This window comes from Aeoliella sp., assembly GCF_965227375.1.
Taxonomy (GTDB): domain Bacteria; phylum Planctomycetota; class Planctomycetia; order Pirellulales; family Lacipirellulaceae; genus Aeoliella.
Genome location: NZ_CBDDFX010000002.1, coordinates 2,059,664 through 2,082,000, shown reverse-complemented (window position 1 = coordinate 2,082,000; position 22,337 = coordinate 2,059,664). Strand labels below are relative to the sequence as shown.

The window sequence follows — 22,337 nt, the reverse complement described above, 5'->3', positions numbered from 1 at the left end:
CCACTAAAGCTGAGTGACATGCCGTCCTATTACTCTTCGAAGACTACCAAGTGATTGCCTTCATTGGTCCGTACCAGCATGAGCAGCGGCTTATCTGGCGAATGCTGCGTAGTAGCGGCCCGATAACTCGCGAGATCCGTGATCGGCTGGTCATTTACTCGCTTTATGATCATGCCTGCAGCGATGCCTTCCTTGTACGCCTTGCCGGCAATGTGCACATCGGTTACAAGTACGCCTGAAGTAGGAGCTTGAAAACCTAGCTCCTCAGTTACGCGGTCATTCAACTCGTCGATCCCCAAACCTAGGGCTTCATCCCTATGTTGTGGATCTGGACGTGGTAAATAATCCTCGGGTCTCTTCTGTGGGAGGTTGCGAGGTAATGGAGTCGCAAACTTTACACTGACCTCAACCGTTTCTCCCTCGCGATACAATGCAAACGTAGTGGTAGCCGATGTAGTCGGGATCGCGAGTACCTCGTCTATGGCAAAATCTGCGCCCACAGGCCGCCCCGCAAATCTTGTTATGATATCTCCCTCCTGAATGCCAGCCTTTTCTGCCGGAGATGCAGCTTCGACTGCTTCCACGTAGAGCCCACCAGAAACAGGCAACTCGAGCATTTTGGCTACTGAAGGTGAGATTGCCTTGGTTTGGCAACCGAGGGCTGTCTGCTCGAATCTTCGAGGTTCTTGGATCCGTTGGATAGCGTCTTTGGCAACAGATGAGGGAACTGCTATTCCAATCCCTTGGAATCTATCACTTTGCCCAAAGCTTCCGGTGATAATCCCTATGACTTCTCCTTGCAGATTCAATACTGCACCTCCAGAGCTGCCAGGATTGGTCGAAGCGTCATATTGAATCAAGGGGTGGCGCATTCCGGGTACCCTGCGGTTGGTAGCGCTGATGACTCCTAAGCTGACCGAGCGATCTAGCTCGAATGGATTCGCTAGCGTGACGACCCAATCGCCTACTTGTAAGTCAGTCGAGTCTCCTAGCTTGACTTCTGCTAGGTCGCCAGCCCCTTCGATTCGAAGGATTGCGATATCGGTAACAGGATCGCCGTGAACCTCGACAGGCTCACATCGTCTGCCATCCGGCAAGACAACAACAATGACGTCCGCCGCTGCAACCACGTGATGGCACGTCAAGATGAGTCCGCTCTGATCAATAACAAGTCCAGAACCTTGCTCATCCGTGAGGCTATGAGATTCGAACGCTGCACCGGTGGCGGCCGCCAATCGGCCATGAAGGTGGGCTTCCCTCATTCGCCACGCAGCCGTCATTCTGGGCCCCCGCATGGAGTAGACGGTAACCAGTCCCGGTGAAGCGCCGTTTGCGGCGTTACGAAATGCGGATGCCAATAAATTGGCATCCGACGCCGCTGCCTCCGGCGCTACACTGGGTATCGTCTGACTAACGGCAAGCAAGGGAAAGCAAGAGGCAAGTACAACTGACAAGCTAGCGTGTATAGCAACTTGGCGGCAAAGTGAAATCGATGTTAGCTTGTAGAGATCAAAGGGTTTATTCATTTGCTCGTAAACTCCTGACTTATGATCTTTAGTGATTATGATCGTGTCCATCGTGATCGTGCTCGTGGGTGATCTTTGCACGAAACTGCTTGCCATTTATCAAAGCGACCAACTGAGCATCTACGCCTTCGTGATCTAGTTCCTCAGCAAGTTCAGGGTCTGATGAAACGAACCGTGAAGAAGCGCCAGGTAAGTCGCCGGAATCCGGTTTGGGATTTAGCGTAAACTGCTTCGCTTGTCCCTCGTGACTGAGATTGATGGTCAAGCCGATGCCATCAATTGAGACAGGCTTCTTCGCCGTCGAGTCGAGAAGGTATATGGTGACGCTACCGTCCTCTTCATTGTGTACTAGTTCCGCGTGATACTCTTCATCGCCCAATTCAATAAGCCCGCCATGATGTGGGCCTTCGGACGGATGCTGATGTGCTTCGACTGTTGCTGGAGGCGCGGATGATACTGGAGTCGTAGTATCTCCAGTTCCTCCACACCCCACGAGCGACACCAACGCTAGGCACCCACTTGTGACTTGAGTTTTTCTAAATGTCCTGTACTTGCTTCTCATTACATTTCTCCATTGGAAATCGTTAAGTTCAATAAGCCTTCAACAGACGTGGTGCTAGTGCTTGTGCCCCTTCTCATGTTCATCATCGTGCTGCACTTCGAATCCTGCTGTCTGGAGCCATTTCATCCAGGCTTCAGCTGCCTTGTGGTCGGAAAGTTCCACCGCCGTCCATTCCGGACAGATGAAGCTCACATCCGTATGCCCGGCGTGTGCCGATTTTTCCACACGGCATCCAAGTGCCTGAGCTAGCGTTACGAACTCATTCGCAGCTGCCACACTATCGAAATGTTGAGATTGACGGCGCGAGGATCGATACAGAACCACTTCATCGTGCTCATCCCCATGATCGTGTCCTTCGTGATGAGCGTGTTCGTCATGGTCAGGACTGTGCCCGTGAACTGTTTCGAAACCTGATCGCTGGAGCCACTCCTGCCACTGATGCGCTAGGTCGTCCGTTTCTACTCGAAGCGGCTTCCATCCAACGGTACGATAGGTTACGTCCGTATGCCCGCTATGCTGTTCGACGCGCACCTCAGCCCCTAGTTTCTTCAGCGCATCTACGTGCTGTTGAGCCTTGGTCGAGTCCTCAAAATGTTCTGTATGCCAATCTTTGATCCGATGTGCTACTACAATCTCTCGCTTCTCCTGAGTTGGCGCCTGTGCGGCGACCTGCAGAGGCATAAGCGCTAACACCACAGTTCCGATTGATACTCTCTTCATCACCTTCCTCCTTGCAGAACGAATAACGGTCTCGAACGGTCCTACAGTTGGCACCGAACACTCCGAATCTATACTTGGTCGAGGTGCTGCTCTTCTACGAGAACAACACGCTCGTGACCGGTCTCAACTACGCGTCGAGCTGCTCTAATGCCAAGAGTCCAGAACAGGGCGGGGCGAACAAAGAACTCGAGCAACGTACTTGTAATCAGTCCACCTATGATGACGGTAGCAACGGGGTAGAGGATCTCTTTTCCTGGCTCTCCTGCCGCCATTGCCAGGGGTACCAGACCGATACCCGAGGTAAGTGCTGTCATTAGCACAGGGGCTAGTCGATCTTTGCCGGCGCGAACAACCATGCCCTGTGTCCAATCCTCCCCTTCGTACTTAACTAGGTGCAGGTAATGGTTGATCAATAAGATTCCATTGCGAGAAGCGATACCACATAACGAGATAAAGCCCACCATGCTAGCGATCGTGAGTGTTTGGCCTGTAAAATAGAGAGCAGCGACGCTGCCGATGAACGCCGTTGGTAGAGCTGCCATTACCTGGAGCGCAAGATTGGCCGAATGAAACATCTTGTAGAGCACCAGGAACATACCTATGAGCGAGATCAGAAAGAGCGCAGCAATCATGCGAGAAGCTGACTGCTGGCTCTGGAATTGGCCTCCGTACTCTACGAAATAGCCGGTTGGCAGTTCTGCTCGGATTGGCTGCAGTCGCTCATCGATGTCCGACACGACATCGACAAGACCCCGACCCGAGACATTGCATTGCACTACAATCCGTCGGCGCACCTGCTCCCTATTGATTGTGTTCGGGCCGCCTGACCTGTAGATACGAGCCACGTCTTCTAGCTTTACACTGCCACCACTCGGAAGTTTAATCTGAAGACGCCTCAACGCATCCAAATCCTCCCGATATTCTTCATCCAATCGGACCATTAAATCAAATGTCCTCTGGCCGTCGAGAACCTGTGATATCACCTCGCCCTGCATTGCCGTTTCGACAAATTCATTGACATCACTTCGGCGAAGTCCAAAGAGCTTCAGCTTTTCTCCATCAGCCTCAATCCTCAACTGGGGAATGATGACCTGCTGCTCTACTTGGAGGTCCCTTATGCCTGGTATGTCGGCAATCGCGACTTCAATTCCCTTAGCTTGGCGACGTAGTTCGTCCAGGTCATCACCATAAAGCTTGATGGCAACCTGCGCCTTCACACCGGAGAGCATGTGTGAAATCAGGTGCGCCAGCGGTTGCTCTACTGCAGTGACGATTCCAGGAATGTCCGCTAAAACGTCATTGATCTCTTCGATCACTTCCTCTCTCGACTTCTCCGTATGTGGATCAACAGACGCAATAAACTCAGTTACATTTACGCCCTCAGCGTGTTCGTCGAGTTCAGCACGACCAGTTTTGCGAACAAACGCTGTCAGGTCATCCAACGTGGCAAGGCGTGCTTCGACACGCGCTGCGACCTCATTAGAAGCGGCAAGGGAGGTCCCGGGCGGCATCAGAACATTGACTTGTACGGCTCCTTCGTTAAAGGGCGGCAGGAAGTCGCTCTCCAATCGAAACAACGACCAAGCTGCAATTGCAACTGCCGTCGTCGCGATAATTATGATCGGCCAAGCAAGCCTCAGGCTCGTCCTGATAATAATGTCTGCGATCGCTTTCAAGACCCGCAGCAGGGGCCCGTCCTTCTCGCCTCCTTCTGTCCCCCTGCCGCTTAGCAGCCAGTAACTAAGGACTGGTGTAATCGTAAGTGACACCAGCAGGGATGAGACAATCGAGACTATGTACGAGACGCCTAGCGGAGCAAATAGCCGCCCTTCCATACCGGACAAGGCGAACAAAGGCACGAAGACCAGCACCACGATCAATGTGCCGTACACGATAGAATTGCGAATCTCGACGCTTGCTTGAAAGACTACGAGCAGTGAGCTTCTGGGATGATCTGATTGTCGATTCTCTCGTAGCCGTCGAAAGATATTCTCAACGTCGACGATTGCATCGTCTACTAATTCCCCGATGGCGACTGCCAGCCCACCGAGAGTCATCGTGTTTACTGAAAGCCCAAAGACCGCAAAGACCATTGCGGTAACAACGATCGACAAGGGGATAGCTGTGAGGGTGATAAACGTCGTACGCAGATTCATCAGGAAGAGAAATAGGATGATCACCACAAGTATGGCACCATCACGAAGCGCCTCCACGACATTTTCAATAGCCAGATCAATGAACTCCTTTTGTTGGTAGAGTTCAGGTAGAATTCGCACGTCACCTGGCAGAGAGGCCCTCATCTCCTCAAGTGCGGCGGTGACGTTTTTCGTCACCGTTCGCGTGTCTCCCTGTGGCTGTTTGAGAACAGTAAGGACGACCGCGGGACCTCCTTCCATCTCTCCGTCCTCGGTTCGTGCATATGCCGAGCTATCACCACGTTTAACCTGGGGTCCTTCAAGAATGTTTGCTACTTGTGCCAGCGTCACCGATTGACGATCCCGCTGCATCACGACGATACCACCAATTTCTTCCACTGTACTCACCCGTCCAAGGGATCGAACAAGGAATTCATTCGGGCCTTGTTCGTCCAGATAGCCGCCAGCTGTGTTCTGGTTGCTATCCTGAATAGCCTGTTTTACCTCGTGAAGTGTCACGCCGTAGCGGAGCAGTGCATCCGGATCAACTAAGACCTGAAACTGTTTGCGGCCGCCACCCATGACAATGACCTGAGAAACACCTGGAATAGTCAGGAGCCTTTGCCTCACAACCCAGTCTGCCAAAGTGCGTAGCTGTAGGGGGGAAGTATCGCCTTCAGCTGTCATGCCGACGATCATGATCTGCCCCATGATCGATGAAATCGGCATCAACTGTGGTTTTGCATTCGGGGGCAAGGTATCAGTCGCGAGTGCCAAACGCTCTGCAACGATTTGCCGGTCGTTATAGATGTCGGTGCCCCAGTCGAATTCCACGTAGATCACAGAGAGGCCGATTCCGGACGAGGTGCGTACGGCTTGTACGCCCGTTGCTCCGTTAAGAACAGTCTCCAAAGGAAAGGTGACTAGTGTTTCGACTTCTTCTGGAGCCAAGCCAGGTGCCTCGGTCATCACTACGACTCGAGGCCTATTTAGATTTGGAAAAACGTCAATTGGCAATTGCGTGGCCTGCCAGCCGCCGTAGCCAAGCAGCAACAGCGCAAGTGCAATCACCAACAATCGGTTCTGCAAAGAAAAGCGAATTATGGCGTTAAGCATAAGTAGTCCCTGCCGTGTTGCTTAGTGATTGTGGCCAGCATGCGGATCGATTCCTCCACCCGACTTGTTCTTAAGTGCCAAATGCATTTCATAAGCGCCGTTGCCAGCGATCACATCGCCGGGGAAAAGAACACCATCATTTGCAATAACAACTGACGCTTGGTCGCGGTTGAGTACGTGTACAGGAACCTGATCGAAGTGATCACCGTTCTGCCTGTAAACATATGCTTCCGCTCCCTCATCGACGACTCCAGATGTCGGCAACACGATTTGCTTTTCCCAGGTTTCCACAGGGATGCTAATCTGCATTCGTTGGCCAGGCTTGTATCGCCACTCGATCACACGTTTGCCATCTATTCCGGAGCGATCTAGAGCCACTTGGTTCGGCAGGCGAAGAAAGACTTTCAGAGCCCGCGAGTCGGCATCAACCTGATCAGCCACGTAGAGTAAATCCAGCCCTTCGACGACGGCACCGGGAGTATTGTTCTTCAGAAGCCGAGCTGTGATCTTCTTTCCTCCAGCTGCTGCATTACGAATCTGGGAAGCATCATCCTCAAAAGCTTGACCTTCAACGTGTAGCTGGCAATGATCGGAAAGTATGGCCAGCTCCTGACCAACCTCGACTTGCTCACCTATGGATACACCCAGTCGCTGCACAGTAAAAAGGTGAGGGCCCTGACATGCGTCAACAGGTTCAGGAATCTCTGGTGTTCGCACTGTTAGAGTACGAAACAGCCGCTGTGTCTTGCCAATCTCTTCGATTTGTTTTTCACTGAGACCATGCAAAAGCATGGCTTGCTCTTCAGCGACAATCGCTACTTCCAGTTTTTGTTTTTCATATTGCTGTTCGAGGATTCGCTTGCCTGCAACCACCCCCTCACCGAGGCCCTGCAGTCGATCTATCTCGCGGTTAACGATTTCAAGTTTAGCTTGGCTTGTCAGATAATCCCGTTGAGCAGTTACAAGTTCCTCATGAGTCAACCGAAGCTCGAAGAGTGGTGCCCCGGGTTCAATCGCCTCACCGTTCACCGCGTAAATCGTCGTCACAATACCGGTAAGAGGCGCTGTGACATGCACTTGAGAGCGGCCGGGGCGCTCGACTATGATCGCTGGCAGAGTGAGCGTTCGCTCATAGGTCTTGAGTCCAATGGTGACCGGCGTGAATCCAATGTTCTTCAATCCCTCGTTGCTCAACTCGATAGAAGTCGCTTCGCTATGCCCTGAATGAGCATGGTCGTGCCCAGCATGCGGATCAGCAACGGCTCCACCAGCAGCTTCAACACGAGTAAACATGGTGGTGATACTCGGCAACCAGTGGTCTTTCGTCAGCGTAGCGGCTGTTAGCACAGCTGACAGCAAGACCACGGAGGCTATAACGATTGACAAATGCTTTCTAAATCGACTTCTAGACATAAAACTGATTTGCTCCGGAGCTGCTCCGAAAAGACTTGGGAAAATCAGGTTTAAGCGGACTACGCGCAGTAAACTACGCCGCGATCGGCAGTTAAACCGTCAAAGTGCTGCAGAGAAAAGCCAATCAAACAGCGTTACTTGCTGCCCTTGGCTAGATGAGCACTCAGATGAGCAGCACGCTCTTGGCCAGATGCGCGCGCACCGGCAGCGCGTGACGCAAGGAGCTCAAAGCCCCAATGCTAGAAGAAGGCTCGCGAGGAAGCGACACTACAAAGGCAACCGGAGATGCAACCTGGAAGAAGGCACCCGCTCCGTTCACAAGAAAGGGTTCAACCTCACTAGCATCCGGTGGTGACCAGTGGCAGGAATCGTGGCAGCATTCGTGCTTCGGAGGAACACCCGATTCATGATTACACTGGCAGCCGAGCACTAGAATTGAATCAACCGCCGCCGCGCATTCAGCATTACCAGAATCACCCAAATCATTGAGAGACGCGGCTGCGGATACCCTGTCCTGACAGCAGCCGCTGGAAGATGCTGAGTGATCCCCATGCACGCAGCACCCTACTAATCCATGGATCAGGATTGACAGGGAGGTCATGCTACGGATGAAAAAAACCACTCGGAAGCTTCTCGCAATTGGATACGGCAGGCTCAAATGCCTCCCTAATGATACGTCACCGAGCCGATCGAGGGAATAGCGGTAATTTCCGGGGTTTTTGCACTGATGTGCGATTATTTGGCCGTCTTAACCCGCGTCAGTAATGCGTTTCAATGGGGGCGGGGGCACCGGAAGAAGATAAAAATGACGGAGATGGCAGAGTGATTAAGGCTCGTCGTAAGCAAAGCTCCACAGCGAAAATGAGCGCCGACGCGATCTGGAGTTGGACTGGACCGAGACTCGAATATGGATGCCTCAGAATAGTGACCTGGGCTACTCGCGCTACTGCCGATGACTACGCGATCAATACAAGTGATAGTGTGTTGACGAGAGCGGCTTCATGGCACCCGGAATTGATCGGCCAACTGATTCGTCGCCAAGGCGCACAGGCAGGACTCTAATTCCGATGCATCAAGCCGCGTAACGCGTGGGCGAAGGGCTGCGGCGTGTGATTTCCATGGGCGCATAGAAGGTCGGCCTCGAGAGACTGCGTGGGTTTTTGTGTAGAGGATACAGGACCCCAAAGCCAAGCTTCCTAGCGTTCCGCCGGGTGAAGAGTTCAAGGGGGGGAAGGTCAAACTCAAACTGCAATCACCAGAAGCGTGGTGCATCATTCGCGGATTGGACAAGTCCGAGCCAGCTCTGACTGTGGTGGGCACTCCGATAGTATTGACGATCGTTATTGGAATCGCTGCTTGGGTTACTCCAATCAAAGTCTCGTCCGAAGGGCTATAGTTATGCCGGCGAGGATTCGACGCCAAGATGGCCGGTTATTCATAAGGAACCTTAACTCTTTCCCCACCTAAGACACCTCAGCGCGGCGTTCTGGGCAATTCATGCCCTCATATGTGTCAATGCTATGGCTCGAGGGGATGCTTTTTCACTATCGCAGCAAAGCACTGAGTTTTCCTATCCTACCTACCACTCTAGAAGGCAGCTAAGGGTGCGCGTCGTGCGGTGCCATCGCTGCGGGGTAATACGCAGCCACTGCCATTTACTGCCTAGAACCATTTTGATATTACTGCGGTAGTTTCGACTTAATGCGTCGCATGATATGTGATCTCAAAGACATGGATTTGTTGGCGCAATTAGACTATTGGTGAGAGCAACGGCAGCTTGCGTTGCCGCCGCTATTCAACTTTTGCCCCAGATAGAGTTATGATCCGTTCGCCAGTTTCAGGACGCACGATACTCCTGCTAATCGCCGCAGGGACACTGTTATCACTAATGACGTCTACTGGATGTACACGACTGATTGCCACTGGTATGTATGTCTTGCAGGGAGGGAATGTCGTTGACGCCCAGTGTGAAGAACTTAAGGGCCAGCGAGTTGTGGTAGTCTGTCGACCACCCTCCCTGAACGGATACAGTCATGCCGGTGTGTCGCGGCGATTGGCCCGCGATATCACACAGTTGCTCCGCGAAAACGTCCCCAATGTTGAGATGGTTGAATCTCACGAAGTTGACAATTGGCTAGACGAAAGCGACTGGGACAACGTAGAAGAATTGGGCCATGCCGTGAGAGCAGACCGATTGGTGTTAATCGATCTAGCGTACTTCGATCTCTACAAAGGTAAAACCCTGTATCAAGGCACCGCCGAAGTGACTCTTACTGTATACGATGTCAACGACAATGATGCCATCCTCTGGGAGCGACAGCTGGGTGAGATGCTCTTTCCGCAGAATAGTGCCATCCCCGTACAGGATAAACCAGCCAAACAGTTTGAGCGTGAATTCATCGGAATCATCGGCCGCCAGATCGCCGAGTACTTTTACAAGCACGACCCCAACGCTGACTTTGCACTCGACGCTCTAGCCAACCGTTAGTAGTCATGGGTCGTCTCTTTTGAAAATGTGGGTGGTCCACTGTGACGATTAATCGTAACCACCATACCGCTCAGCAGCGACTCGCTTAAGAGCAGATGCAAGTCATCACGGACGACGCCGCCCCCTTGGGAGCTACCGGGAGCAGCCGCTACGCTCCCATCTAGTTTGATGATTTTAATAGGTAAAACTATGCTGCATTTGATATCGTCCCATGAATTGCAGGCGAGCGGCGTCAGTACCGACTGGGGTACGAATCTGCCCAGGCCCCGTGCGTTAGATGCGGTAGGCGATTGTAGGTAGGCTACATGGCGTGGCATATTCGGAGAAATCCCAAGAATCCTTAATCGTGAACCCTTGCGGTTGCCGATCCGTACACTGCAAGTGTCTTGCGGGCGATTGCTTTCCAATAACTCCGTGTAGTTCGTATGATCGTTACTAGCAACCTAAAGCCGATGCTCTGCTTCGCATTGCTGGTTGCGATTGTTACGGGGGTATTTCCTGCTCACTTAATCCCCTGTCAACACTGCCAATGGCACAGCGATCAGATGTTGGCGGCACAAGAGTCGGGGACGGATACATCCAATAATGGCAGCATTGCCGATAGCGTATCCTCGGGGACTTTTGACATCCTCCCCCTACCCAGCTCTGTTCCTTGTGGGCAAGGCCACGGGACATGCCCGCATTCCTGCGTAAGTACGAGAATGGGTGCTGTCGGACTGCTGACTGCTACCGGGATTCAAGTTCAGCATCAGTGTGAACATCTCCTTCATGACGTCGCGAAAGTTGCTTTCCAGAGCAAGTTTTGGTGTCAGAAAACCGCCGACTCATTGATCGGCTTCTCCGCCTCCTGTAGGCCTGTGGTTCTGCGTATCTGAGCCGGAATGCTAACCCCTGTATCTCTCCGTTTGCCAATCCGGTCTAGGTGCGCAATCGAAGATGACGTGGCATGCCCTCGGTTTGAGGTTTTGCCGGTTGGCGTATTCGTTAAAGCTCCAAAACCAAAGGCCGTAACAATGGCACATTCAATTAAAGGTTGGATTGGTGTAGGATTGGCATGCGTGTGCCTGGGGTGTGCTGCTGAACAGCCCTACCTTAGTCCGGCTTCGCTGCATTCCGACATATCGATTCAGAATGGACTTCCTAAATCGGCGTCGCCAACTGAAGCCGTAAAAGAGAAGCTAGATGAAGGCTCCGTCGAACTCGCAAGCCACTCTCAGTGGGATCCTGAGGCGTTTGATTCAGGCTTGACCAATCCTGATGCCAACAATGAGGAGGAGTCTCACCTCGAACTCGCCAATGCAGAAATACCGAGCGAGCAACTTGAGAACCCCGCGGGTCTTAAGGTCCGCAGCGGCTACGCTTCGCTTGACGACTTACTAGCAGTGGCATTTGCAAATAATCCTTCAATAAAGGCACTGGCTGCCACCACACAAAAGGCCGCAGGCTATCGCACTCAGGTTGGGCTCTATGCGAATCCGTTGTTGGGTTACCAGGGACAGCAGTTGGCAGACCAGGGCACAGACCAACACATTGCATTTATCGAGCAGGAGATTGTTACGGGTGGCAAGCTACGGTTGAATCGCGTCGTACTGAACGAGGCGCTACGAGCTCAGCTCCAGGAGTTAGAGGCACAGAAGCTCCGCGTTGCCACGGACATTAAGATCGCATTTTACGACTGCCTGCGCCTACAAGAGCAGATAGTGGCGATTGACGGATTCTCCGGCTTGCTTCAGCAAGGCGTGCAAGCTGCTGAAGAGCGTAGAAAGGCAGGCGAAGGTACTCAAATTGATGTGCTTCAGACGCGTGTGCAACGCCAGCAGCTTGAGCTTGATCGTCGGCAAGGCATGGCAACACTCGAAGCAAGATTGAAAGAGATTTCTTCACTCTGTGGCTCGCCATCGCTTATTCTTGAAGGGGTTGTTGGCGAGCTTCCCGTCCAACCACAGTCGCTTGATTGGAGATCCCTGGAAGAAGAGCTTGTCACATCAAGCCCCGAGTACGCGGCTGCGCAGGCTCGGATCCGACAAGCAACCGCTTCCTTGCGGCGGCAACGAGTTCAACCTATCCCTAATCTCGCCGTACAGCTTGGTGCCGGAGTCGATAATGGCACGGACTCGGGAATGCTGAATCTTCAAGTTGGTGCACCAATTCCAGTTTTTAACCGCAATCAGGGAAACATAGCCGCCGCTAATGCCGAATACTGCCGAGCCATCGAAGACGCCCGCCGCATCGACAATGCCATACGTGCCCGCCTGGCGGTGGCATCGGGTGAGTACGCCAGGGCTGCGGAAGCTGTCAACATGTATTCAGGCGAATTGCTACCTGCTGCTCAACAAACCTTAGATATGGCAGAGACTGCCTACAAAGGTGGTGAGCAAGATTTTATCCAGCTCCTAGTAACACGCCGCACATACTTTGACACAAGACTGGCAGCCATTGCTTCTCGCGCAGAACTTGCCATGGCTCAGTCACGCGTTGATGGCTACCTGTTATCCGGAGCCCTCAACTCCGTGATCGATGGCAGCGGAGATGACTCGCTTCGAGGTTTAACCCTCGGACAGCAATAGTCGCCCGGAAACCACGACTAGCGGTAGAGGCACTCCCGCTCAACCATCAGCTTGGTCGACTGATCGTGAAGTACCGCGCAGTACTTTCTCTGATTCTTTGCAGCCTCTTTGGCGAGAGGCTCGATTGGGCAGGTGCGTTTCCCCCCCTAGCTATGCCGTGAATGTCACAGAACTTGGGGACGCTACCACGTGCGCGTGATCAACCTTGTTATTAGGACTGGAGCTCCGTATGGAGAAGCTTATTGAGGGTCTGCGTCACTTTCAAAACCACGTCCTGTGGGAGCGACGTGAACAATTCGAACGAAGCGCCCACGGTCAAAAGCCACAAGCGCTACTGATCACTTGCTCGGATTCTCGCGTCCTTCCCGAGACCTTGATGCAGGCTGACCCTGGTGACTTATTCGTCTCACGTAATGCAGGCAATTTGGTTCCTCCGTGTGAGGGTCCGACCGGTGAAGCAGCGACGATCGAATACGCCGTCTCCGCTCTTAATGTGACTGACATCATTGTTTGCGGACACTATCGTTGCGGTGCGGTGCGGGCGATTCTGTATCCGGAAGAGGCGGTTGGCCTGTGCAAGACTAGCGAGTGGCTGGCCCGAGCGGCTGAGACGGGCGAGACAATCCGCAGGGAACACCCCGGTGTTGAAGGAGACGCCTTGTGGGACAAAGCGGTCGAGCGGAACGTACTCTTGCAGGTCGAGAACCTGACGAAACATCCAGCAGTCGCCGCTGCTTTGGCTGGCGGAACCATTCGTCTGCATGCTTGGGTCTTACGGTTCGAAACCGGCGACGTGCTCGCCTACGAACATAGCAGCAATACATTCGCCCCGTTAGCGGAGACGCTGATCGTTCATGCTGACCGCTCTGATGCGAATTCGAGTTCACGAGTTCTCGAAGATTTGGGGTCGCTGAAGGCTTCGCGAGTCGCTGCGCGTCCGAAGTGGTTCGAGGTACTTAAGAGCGATATCCCGTCTTCTTTGGTGGTCTTTATGGTTGCACTGCCGCTTTGCCTAGCTATTGCCAAGGCTTGCGGTGTCCCGGCGGAAGCTGGATTAATTACCGGCATCGTCGGCGGCATTCTGGTGGGGTTGATTACTGGGAGCCCATTGCAGGTGAGCGGGCCGGCGGCGGGGCTCATCGTGATCTTGCTCGACATAATCCAGAGACAGGGTATCGGGATGTTAGGAGTCGTCGTGCTACTCGCCGGGTTGATTCAAGTTGCCGCTGCCCTGTTGCGGTTAGGCCAGTGGTTTCGAGCTGTTTCACCTGCAGTCATTCTTGGGATGCTGGCTGGGATTGGGGCGGTCATCTTCTCCCAGCAATTCCATGTTGCCCTGGACGACGCTCCTGCCAAGAATCCACTCATTAATCTTGTCAATATTCCACAAGCCGTTGCACATGTCTTCGTCGGTCACGACGGGCACCCGGGGCACTTGCCTGCTGCGCTTGTTGGTGCCGCCACACTACTCATCCTAGTGTTCTGGAGGAGGGTCGTCCCAATTAAACTCGCGGCGATACCTGCTGTGATTGTAGCGATCACTGCTGTGACTGCTGTTGCCGCTTATCTGTCGTTGCCCATCGAGCGGGTTGAGTTTGACAGCCTGGGAGCGGCTGTGAATTGGATTGATATTGGTTCGCTCCCAGCCCTTCTCGCGAGTCCATCGGTTTGGAAAGTCGCATTAACGGTTGCCTTCATCACGAGTGCACAAACACTCTTGACCGCGGCCGCCGTTGACCGAATGCATCAAGGTCCTCGGACACGCTATGACCGCGAGCTGGCAGCTCAGGGAGTAGGTAACGCTGTCTGCGGCCTCATGGGCGCTTTGCCTATGGCGGGAGTAATTGTTCGCAGTTCGGCCAACGTCGATGCCGGCGCTCGAACCCGTTGGTCCACGGTGTTTCACGGAGCATGGCTGCTGGTGTTTGCTCTCTTGTTTCCCGAAATTCTTCGCATGTTGCCTACGTCCGCTCTGGCCGCAATACTTGTGTTGACAGGCGTCAAACTGCTTGGAGTGCGTGCGATTCGAGCGCTGTGGGAAGAAAGTCGGAGCGAGGGAATCATCTGTGTCATCACCGCTGGTGCTGTCGTCTCCCTGGACTTGCTCACAGGAGTGTTGATTGGAATCGGGCTCTCGATAGCCAAGTTGATTTATACCTTTTCCAGACTTTCTATTGTCCCGCGTGGCGACATGAATGGTGATCGGAGAACGTTGGTGCTGGAGGGATCGGCAACTTTTCTTCGTCTGCCAAAGTTGGCTGCGGCGCTGGAACAGGTGCCGCCGAGCACGAACCTGCATATCGAATTGAAAGGCTTGAGCTACATCGACCACGCGTGCCTCCAACTCCTGATGGATTGGGAACAGCAGCATGAGTCAACCGGAGGCGCTCTCATACTGGATTGGGATACATTGCATGCCAGGTTTCGCAGTGCCCGCCCACGGCCTCCGCAGTCGTATACATTCCGTCAGACCGAGAACAGTACTGGCGGTGATGCGTTTGAGTCGTCGAGAGCGGCATAGTTCTTACTTGTCGATGTGCGGCAGTCGTGGTCGTATTTGCTATGGTTAGTGTTACAACGGCGGCGGCCCAGATTTACTTGATCAGAACCGTTAGAAACGCAATCGCAGCATCGACGATGAAAACAGTAGGATAGGATGATGACGAACAAGACGAGAATTGAAATTGAGCTGGTTCTTCCCAATGTGCCGGATACGCGAGACGCCTGTATCGAGCGACTGACCGAGCGGTTGGCCACAGTGGAAGGCATTGAGGTCGCACATCTTACGGACAGAAAGCCGCCCGATGAGGAGCAGATTTGCATTCACTATGATCCAAACCGAGTCGCGCTGGGGGAAGTGCGTAAACTGGCGATGCGTGCGGGTGCCGATCTCGACCAGCGCTATGGGCACCTGATGATCCCTTCTAAATCGATGCACGCGCGGCAGGCCCTCTCATCCGAAGAGCGGGTCAAGCAAATCGATGGCGTCCTAGAAGCTGTGATGTCTCCTGCAGGAATGCTGCGGATCGAATTTGATCGGCATGTTGTCGATGAAGACTCGCTACGAACGAGCCTGCAAAAGATCGGCTTTGGAGAACCCGCTGAGGAGAAGAATCGAAAGTTCGCTCCGTCCGCTGAGGTTGAGACCAAAGGTGCCGAGAAAGAAGACGGTCATGAGCATAGTGGCCAGTTTCGTGAGAAGACGGAACTCGTGTTTTCCTTGCTCTGCGGGGGGCTGCTTCTCATCGGTTGGCTGTTGTCAATCTCAACCGAAGCTGTTGTATGGGTGCCTTTGGCGATCTATATCGGGGCCTATTACTTCGGTGGCTTCTTCACTCTCCGCGAGGCGATCCAGAACATCCGCGCCGGACGTTTCGAAATTGACTCCTTGATGCTCGTGGCAGCCATCGGCGCCGCCTCGTTGGGTGAATGGGCTGAAGGCGCGCTGCTGCTGTTCCTGTTTAGCCTTGGGCACTCATTGGAGCATTACGCAATGGGTCGCGCAAAGAAGGCAATTGAGGCGCTCGCCGACATCGCCCCACAAACGGCGCTCGTTCGGCGTGAGGGTGGTTCCAAAGAGGTCCCGGTGGATCAGCTTCAAGTCGGTGACGTGGTGATTGTCAAGCCGAATGAAAGGATTCCTGCGGATGGTTTCGTGATCAAAGGTGAAAGCAGCGTCAATCAGGCGCCAATTACCGGCGAGAGCGTTCCGGTAGACAAGCAACCTGTCAACGAACCTGAGCAGGCCGCACAGAACCCAGAACAGCTTGATTCAAGCTATAGAGTATATACAGGTACGATCAATGAAAGCGGTGCGTTGGAAATTCAGGTCACAAAGCTTTCCTCTGATAGCACTTTGGCCCGCGTCGTTAAAATGGTCAATGAAGCGGAAACTCAGAAATCGCCCACACAGCGGTTTACGGACAAGTTCGAACGATACTTCGTACCGGCCGTGCTCGCCTTTGCCGTAATCCTCCTGTTCGCCTGGGTCGTGATCCCCGAGCCGTTCAGCGCATCGTTCTATCGTGCGATGGCGGTGCTCGTGGCGGCCAGTCCCTGTGCACTGGCGATTTCAACACCCAGCGCTGTCCTCAGCGGGATTGCCCGCGCCGCTCGCGGCGGCGTCCTCGTCAAAGGGGGCGGACCGCTGGAGCACCTGGGTACCTTGGGAGCGATCGCTTTCGATAAGACTGGCACACTGACCGAGGGCAAGCCACGCCTGACCGATGCAATCGGGCACGAGGGCGTTGCGGAAGACGAGTTGCTGAGGGTCGCCGTGGCCGTGGAGGAACTCAGCGATCACCCGCTGGCCGCCGCTGTGGTTCGCGATGGGCGCGAACGTCTGGGAGGAGAATCGATACCTCAAGCCCATGATTTGCAAAGTATCACTGGCCGGGGCGTCAAAGCCAGGGTCGACGGACAAGCGGTTTACATCGGAAAGGATGACTTGTTCGGAGAAGTTGAGGGGACTCCGTTGCCGGAGTCCGTTCGGGAGCAAGTTGAGGCACTGGAAGCGGATGGTCGTACGACAATGATCGTGCGCCGGGGCGAAACATATTTGGGCGTGCTGGGGTTAATGGACACGCCCCGTGAAACGGCGAAACAGACGGTCGCTAGGTTGCACGAGCTGGGCGTGCGGAGGATGATCATGATTTCCGGCGACAATCAGCAAGTCGCCGAGGCTGTCGCTAAAGAAGTTGGTATTGATGAAGCGTGGGGGGATCTCATGCCCGATGACAAAGTCGAATCCATCAAGAGGCTTCGCAAGCAGGAAGATGTCGCAATGGTTGGCGACGGCGTTAATGATGCGCCGGCGATGGCCAATGCGACCGTCGGTATCGCCATGGGAGCCGCCGGTTCCGACGTTGCCCTGGAAACGGCAGACGTTGCGCTCATGGCGGACGATTTGAACCATCTACCGTTCGCCGTGGGCCTAAGCCGGCAGACCAGCCGGATTATTCGCCAGAACCTCTGGGTCAGTCTCGGCATGGTATTGTTTTTGGTTCCCGCCACAGTTCTCGGTTTGCAGATGGGCGCGGCCGTCTTGTTCCATGAAGGATCGACACTGCTTGTCGTGTTCAACGCACTCCGCCTGCTGGCCTATGGCCAATCTAATCCCGGTTAGATGAGGTTCACAACACTAAGGAAGTTGATGTTGGGACGCAGACTCGGTGGTCAATCGAGGGCGTCGTGCAATCAAAGATAGCTGTAATTTGAGTGCTCTGGGGTCGGCGATATTCCCCCGACAGGCAATCATGTCGGGGGAGCTCTCACCGAATGGTTGCACCCTTTGTGGAACATGCTGAACTGCATCACATGGCGCAGGATCGAAAGCTACCGTGGATCTGACAATCCCGAGGCGTTGCATAATAGATTTCGCGGCTCTTTTATTAGTGTGGACAGACGAGTTTCCAAAATGGCCATACAACTATTTAAGCCAGCCTGCCGCCGACATGAATCCCTTAGCTGTGAGCTGCACGATATTGCTTTCTCCGTGATCCTTTATCGGGCCACTTTTCAGGCCACACTCAACTGTTCCGAGAGAAAAAACAAAGTCCTGAGAACTGGCTACAAGGGTGATGGCAATCACCCAGTGCCTGCTGTAGGTTACCGCTCGACTCGTTGGCCACGCTCTCTGGAAACGATGTGGGTGTCGCGGATATGCGAGACTCGCATGCTCCGAACTGCGTGGAACCGTTCCGAAAGAAAGTTAACGATGGGTTCTACTTCGCGGTTCTTATACGCTTTCTAACTAAGACTCGCAGCTAGCAGATTCCGCAAGCAATTGCCATTCAGTACTTTGCGACTGCTAGCAACTCGCAGTTCTTAATTAGAATGCGTATTAGGTCTCCTAATCGATAGCATTCCATAGAAGGTTCGGAATCAATCTAATGAGCATGACTCAATTACTCCAACAACACACAAACCGGAGCAGAGAAAAAAGGCCAGCATGGCAATAGGAAGGCGGCGAGGGCCTAAAGCCACACGCGTGCGGATAATCTGCCGCCGTTGTGGCTGTGGACCTCACGCTTGAGGGTTGAAGGTGGCGCTAGCAGACAAGAATTGCAGCATATAAAGGGCCCCTCGATTGTTCCATTCAGAACCGCCAGGACCAGGCTGCACGACGACCTGGATCTGAGTGAATTAAAGTGTTCCAACTGGAGCAGATAATGTGAAAATACCGAATACATATGGGGCAACGTTGCTCTTTATCTCGGGCGCGAACTGTTATAAGCTACCGTCGTCATGTTTCGCAACATTCAAGCCATCTGCCTTGTCTTGCTAGTACTGACGTGCCCTTTACGGTGCATGGCGGGGGGAGATGCGCAAGAAACATCGGGAAAGCCCGCGTGCCCATGCTGCCCGCGCCCCGCGCCGACTAACGATGATGCTCCACAACCAGAGCGTCACGGTTGCGGCGACTGCTTCTGCCATGGCGCAGTTCTGTTGCAGGATAACTGGGTGCTTAGCCAAACGCAGCAGTTGCTCCAACCGCTACTGGAGATTTCCTTGTCGGCTGAACTGTCGGCACATTTGGAGTCCTCCCTCGTAACTCCAAGCTTCCAAGGTGCATTCCTAACGGGTCGTGCTACCCGCATTGCGCACGCTTCTCTACTGCTGTAGCGCGTTCACGTCGCCTCCACGTTGACTCAACCTCGTGGGTGGCGTCTCCCTGCGTAGTTAGCAACTAACCTACGGCTGTCCATGCTTCAGCCTTAAGATTTGCGCTTCCCACGCATTCCGACTTTTAAGCTCGCTAAGCGGTGCGCGACGTTGCGCATCGCCATCCGATGACCGCTAGCGCAACCAGTGCGCTAGGGCAGCTAGCCTCTTAGGAAGGAGTCTAAGATGACATATAAACTATCCATACTATGCGCTGTCGGAACACTGCTGGTGGGTCTTACCATTGCCGCCAACGTGGCGGCACAACAGGTGGCCCATAGTAGCGTCCGTCGTCCGCAGGCCGCCGCGGAGCAACCGTATACATTTCTAGTGTTTTACAAACAAAACGACGGGGCCACGCAGGCAATGGCGTCCGCTCTACAGGAAGCGCTCGCCACGCGGGCCGACCAGGCGACGGTCAAGTACGTGCAGGTTGGCGATCCGGCACAGCAGGCGCTGGTGGAGAAGTACGACGTGGCCAGGGCTCCGATGCCACTCACTGTAGTTTTGGCTCCCAACGGGGCTATTACGGGGATGTTTGCGAAACAAACGACACCGGAAAGGGTCGAAGCCGCGTTCGTAACGCCGACCATGATGTTCACCATGAAGTCGCTACAGGAAGGCAAGCTAGTGTTGGTAAGTGCCCACGGGTTGGCCAACTCCCCAGCTCCGCCCGCCATTGAGGAACTTCAGGGGGATCCGGAGTTTCAAGGACGAGTTGTATCCGTAACGATGCAGGTTTCCGATCCTCAGGAGGCCAAGTTTATTCAACAGATGAAACTCGATCCGCAGGCGACGGAAACCAGGACGGTAGTGATCGCACCGCCGGGCGTGATGGTCGGCCAGTTCAAAGCCAACGCCAGCAAGGAAGCGATCGTTACTGCATTGGCCAAAGCCGGCAGGTGCTGCGACGACCCCAACTGCAAGCGCAAGCAGTAGTCTGATCCCTGGAAAAATCGTGGGAGATCGGGGTGACGTTGTTCCATCGCGGAGCACTCACCTCGATTTTCTTGCAACTTCATACTCACTAACAGGTTCCAAGGAAGAATCCTATGTCTTTCATAAGTCTCGTGTGGCGAGAGATGCGGGCGCGGCCATCGGCCATGCTCACCAGCACGCTCGCCATCGCGTTGGGGGTGGCTGCCCTGGTAGCCATTCGTCATGTTACGCACTTCTCTCAGCAGGAGGTAGGCAAGCAGCTTCAATCACTTGGGGCAAACGTGCTGGTGCTGCCCAAGGAAGCGACGCTGCAGGACTACTATGCCGCTGACCTGACCGACCAAACCTTACCCGAATCGCACGTGTCGAGCATCCTAATGGCGAATCTGGAAGGTGTCGAACGGCTATCCCCTCGGCTATGCGTCGCGGCGGATCTTGATGGCGAAAAGGTGACCCTCACGGGCATCCTTCCCCAGGACGAATTCAAGGCCAAGGCGGCCTGGCAATCGGTGTCACTGCTCGATGGTGGACTCGGGGGTGGGTGCGGCAAGGCCAGTTGTGGCTCGAAAACCTACGACGACTCGCCGGAGTCACTGGCCAACAATCGCTCCATCGACCAATTAGAGGGAAACGAGGTGGTGCTAGGCGCGGACATAGCGGAGGCCACCGGTGTCGAGCCGGGGGAAAACGCAAACCTGCTTGGCGAAGATTTCGCGGTGCTCGCCGTCCTGCCCCGTACGGGCACGGTCGATGACTCCCGCGCATTCGCCCACCTTCACACGGTTCAGCGGCTCAGCAACGCAGGCGAAGTCGTCAACGCCATTGAGGTCATCGGTTGCTGTGAAGATGCAGCTGGCGATCTCGTACCTTCGCTCACAAAGCTTTTGCCCGACGCCAAGGTGGTGACGATTTCTCAAGTCGTTTCCACCCAAGTTGGGGTGAATCGCCTGATGGAGCGAATGTCGCTGATGGTCCTCGTAGTGCTAGTAATTGTGGGTGGCGCGAGTGTTGCCAGCACCATTGCCTCGAACGTGCGGGAACGTCGTCGAGAGATTGGCACTCTGATGGCGCTCGGAGCAACTCCCGGAAGAGTTGCAAGATTGTTCCTGGTCAAGGCTTGGGTGCTGGGCATCCTGGGTGCAACCGTGGGTTGCGTGGTCGGCGTAGTGGTAGCACAGGTATTGGGATGGCAATGGGCCGGTGTCCATGTCGCTCCACTTCCCGGGTTACTCTTCCTTGCTGTCACTTCAGCGATCGAAATCACGACTCTCGCAGCGCTGTGGCCAGCTCGAACGGCTTCTAAACTTGATCCCTGTATTTGTTTTCAAGAGGTGTAATCATGATGTTTCAACTGAACAACGTGTCGAAAACCTATCGCCGTCGCCAGCAGCAAGTCGTGGCATTTGAGGTCGACTCGCTCGCTATCGATTCTGGTGAATATGTGGCAATCGTTGGACCTAGTGGAAGCGGCAAGACAACGCTGCTTTCCTTGCTGGGAGGAATGCTCTCGCCTGACGAGGGAGAGGTATTACTCGATGGCCATCCCATGTATGAACTGTCTGTGGCGAGGCGCACCGAACTTCGTCGACAATACCTTGGCTTCGTGTTCCAGACGTTTAACCTCGTGCCGTATCTGACGGCTCTTGAAAACGTCGCGATTCCGTTACTGCTGAACGGTGCTCCCAAAGCAGTGCAGAACATGCGGGCGAAAGAGTTGCTCGAAGAGGTCGACCTGGCCGAGCGGATTGACCACAAACCGAGTGAACTGAGTGTTGGTCAGCAACAGCGAGTGGCACTCGCGCGTACGATGGCCAACGACCCCAAAGTGATCCTCGCGGATGAGCCGACTGGAAACCTGGATCCAGAGAGCCGCGAAATGGTCCTTTCCAAGTTCGACGAATTCGTCGCCGAGGGGCGGACGATCGTCACCGTTACCCACGATCCCGCTGCTGCCAGTCGGGCCAAGCGCCAATTGCTCATCACAGGCGGACAGCTTGGCGTCTCCGTCGATCGATCTTTGAGTTGCGTGGCATAGCAGCCGCACCTGGTGGCAGTCGCAATTTGTAAGGTGAACGATGTGTTTTAGCTTTCTAATTCCGCAAATCTAGTGAGGGTATAAAACTATGTACTCACGGCCTTTTTTGAACGTCGCTCTGTTGCTGACCCTGATGACTGTCACAGTCGGGTGCCACAGCGCGACAATGGCAA

General features: G+C 54.2%; 13 protein-coding genes. 7 read left to right on the top strand and 6 right to left on the bottom strand.

Annotated elements, in window-relative coordinates; genetic code table 11:
- Positions 1–29 precede the first annotated feature (29 nt).
- From ACQK2L_RS21145 to ACQK2L_RS21125, 5 genes are all read right to left on the bottom strand, one after another.
- Positions 30–1,577, bottom strand: coding sequence for a trypsin-like peptidase domain-containing protein (locus ACQK2L_RS21145; protein ID WP_425399035.1), 1,548 nt, complete (start codon positions 1,575–1,577; stop codon positions 30–32).
- Complete coding sequence (locus tag ACQK2L_RS21140; protein WP_425399034.1) at positions 1,555–2,088, bottom strand: hypothetical protein; 534 nt, start codon at positions 2,086–2,088, stop codon at positions 1,555–1,557. The genes ACQK2L_RS21145 and ACQK2L_RS21140 overlap by 23 nt, the downstream gene beginning before the upstream one ends.
- Positions 2,089–2,142: 54 nt before the next feature.
- The gene (locus ACQK2L_RS21135; protein ID WP_425399033.1) at positions 2,143–2,808 is read right to left on the bottom strand and encodes a hypothetical protein; all 666 of its coding nucleotides are present in this window, start codon (positions 2,806–2,808) and stop codon (positions 2,143–2,145) included.
- A 68-nt stretch (positions 2,809–2,876) separates the two neighbouring features.
- Positions 2,877–6,059, bottom strand: a complete 3,183-nt coding sequence (locus ACQK2L_RS21130) for an efflux RND transporter permease subunit (RefSeq protein WP_425399032.1) — start codon at positions 6,057–6,059, stop codon at positions 2,877–2,879.
- A 21-nt stretch (positions 6,060–6,080) separates the two neighbouring features.
- Positions 6,081–7,352 (bottom strand): efflux RND transporter periplasmic adaptor subunit, encoded by a 1,272-nt coding sequence (locus tag ACQK2L_RS21125; protein WP_425399031.1) that lies wholly within the window; start codon positions 7,350–7,352, stop codon positions 6,081–6,083.
- A 2,173-nt stretch (positions 7,353–9,525) separates the two neighbouring features.
- Between ACQK2L_RS21125 and ACQK2L_RS21120 the strand changes: the two genes are divergently transcribed.
- The 4 genes from ACQK2L_RS21120 to ACQK2L_RS21105 all read left to right on the top strand — a co-directional run bounded on the left by ACQK2L_RS21120 (position 9,526) and on the right by ACQK2L_RS21105 (position 17,652).
- The gene (locus ACQK2L_RS21120; protein WP_425399030.1) at positions 9,526–9,960 is read left to right on the top strand and encodes a hypothetical protein; all 435 of its coding nucleotides are present in this window, start codon (positions 9,526–9,528) and stop codon (positions 9,958–9,960) included.
- A gap of 1,013 nt (positions 9,961–10,973) precedes the next feature.
- A complete protein-coding gene (locus ACQK2L_RS21115) occupies positions 10,974–12,527 on the top strand; it encodes a TolC family protein (protein WP_425399029.1) in 1,554 nt (517 codons plus the stop codon).
- A 229-nt stretch (positions 12,528–12,756) separates the two neighbouring features.
- The gene (locus tag ACQK2L_RS21110) at positions 12,757–15,048 is read left to right on the top strand and encodes a SulP family inorganic anion transporter (RefSeq protein ID WP_425399028.1); all 2,292 of its coding nucleotides are present in this window, start codon (positions 12,757–12,759) and stop codon (positions 15,046–15,048) included.
- A gap of 135 nt (positions 15,049–15,183) precedes the next feature.
- Complete coding sequence (locus ACQK2L_RS21105) at positions 15,184–17,652, top strand: heavy metal translocating P-type ATPase (protein WP_425399027.1); 2,469 nt, start codon at positions 15,184–15,186, stop codon at positions 17,650–17,652.
- Between the two features lie 303 nt (positions 17,653–17,955).
- Here ACQK2L_RS21105 and ACQK2L_RS21100 read toward each other — a convergent pair whose 3' ends face one another.
- Positions 17,956–18,117 (bottom strand): hypothetical protein, encoded by a 162-nt coding sequence (locus ACQK2L_RS21100; RefSeq protein ID WP_425399026.1) that lies wholly within the window; start codon positions 18,115–18,117, stop codon positions 17,956–17,958.
- Positions 18,118–19,376: 1,259 nt separating this feature from the next.
- Between ACQK2L_RS21100 and ACQK2L_RS21095 the strand changes: the two genes are divergently transcribed.
- The 3 genes from ACQK2L_RS21095 to ACQK2L_RS21085 all read left to right on the top strand — a co-directional run bounded on the left by ACQK2L_RS21095 (position 19,377) and on the right by ACQK2L_RS21085 (position 22,164).
- Complete coding sequence (locus ACQK2L_RS21095) at positions 19,377–20,129, top strand: hypothetical protein (RefSeq protein ID WP_425399025.1); 753 nt, start codon at positions 19,377–19,379, stop codon at positions 20,127–20,129.
- 113 nt (positions 20,130–20,242) lie between these two features.
- Positions 20,243–21,466: an ABC transporter permease gene (locus ACQK2L_RS21090; RefSeq protein ID WP_425399024.1), complete on the top strand. Its 1,224-nt coding sequence runs from the start codon at positions 20,243–20,245 to the stop codon at positions 21,464–21,466.
- A 2-nt stretch (positions 21,467–21,468) separates the two neighbouring features.
- Positions 21,469–22,164, top strand: a complete 696-nt coding sequence (locus ACQK2L_RS21085) for an ABC transporter ATP-binding protein (protein WP_425399023.1) — start codon at positions 21,469–21,471, stop codon at positions 22,162–22,164.
- Positions 22,165–22,337 lie beyond the last annotated feature (173 nt).

Excerpts from the sequence above, each read along its gene's own strand:
- ACQK2L_RS21085 (WP_425399023.1), top strand. The coding sequence starts at position 21,469 with ATGATGTTTCAACTGAACAACGTGTCGAAAACCTATCGCCGTCGCCAG.
- ACQK2L_RS21125 (WP_425399031.1), bottom strand. The coding sequence starts at position 7,352 with ATGTTTACTCGTGTTGAAGCTGCTGGTGGAGCCGTTGCTGATCCGCAT.
- ACQK2L_RS21115 (WP_425399029.1), top strand. The coding sequence starts at position 10,974 with ATGGCACATTCAATTAAAGGTTGGATTGGTGTAGGATTGGCATGCGTG.
- ACQK2L_RS21140 (WP_425399034.1), bottom strand. The coding sequence starts at position 2,088 with ATGAGAAGCAAGTACAGGACATTTAGAAAAACTCAAGTCACAAGTGGG.
- ACQK2L_RS21135 (WP_425399033.1), bottom strand. The coding sequence starts at position 2,808 with ATGAAGAGAGTATCAATCGGAACTGTGGTGTTAGCGCTTATGCCTCTG.
- ACQK2L_RS21090 (WP_425399024.1), top strand. The coding sequence starts at position 20,243 with ATGTCTTTCATAAGTCTCGTGTGGCGAGAGATGCGGGCGCGGCCATCG.
- ACQK2L_RS21105 (WP_425399027.1), top strand. The coding sequence starts at position 15,184 with ATGATGACGAACAAGACGAGAATTGAAATTGAGCTGGTTCTTCCCAAT.
- ACQK2L_RS21145 (WP_425399035.1), bottom strand. The coding sequence starts at position 1,577 with ATGGACACGATCATAATCACTAAAGATCATAAGTCAGGAGTTTACGAG.
- ACQK2L_RS21130 (WP_425399032.1), bottom strand. The coding sequence starts at position 6,059 with ATGCTTAACGCCATAATTCGCTTTTCTTTGCAGAACCGATTGTTGGTG.
- ACQK2L_RS21110 (WP_425399028.1), top strand. The coding sequence starts at position 12,757 with ATGGAGAAGCTTATTGAGGGTCTGCGTCACTTTCAAAACCACGTCCTG.
- ACQK2L_RS21095 (WP_425399025.1), top strand. The coding sequence starts at position 19,377 with ATGACATATAAACTATCCATACTATGCGCTGTCGGAACACTGCTGGTG.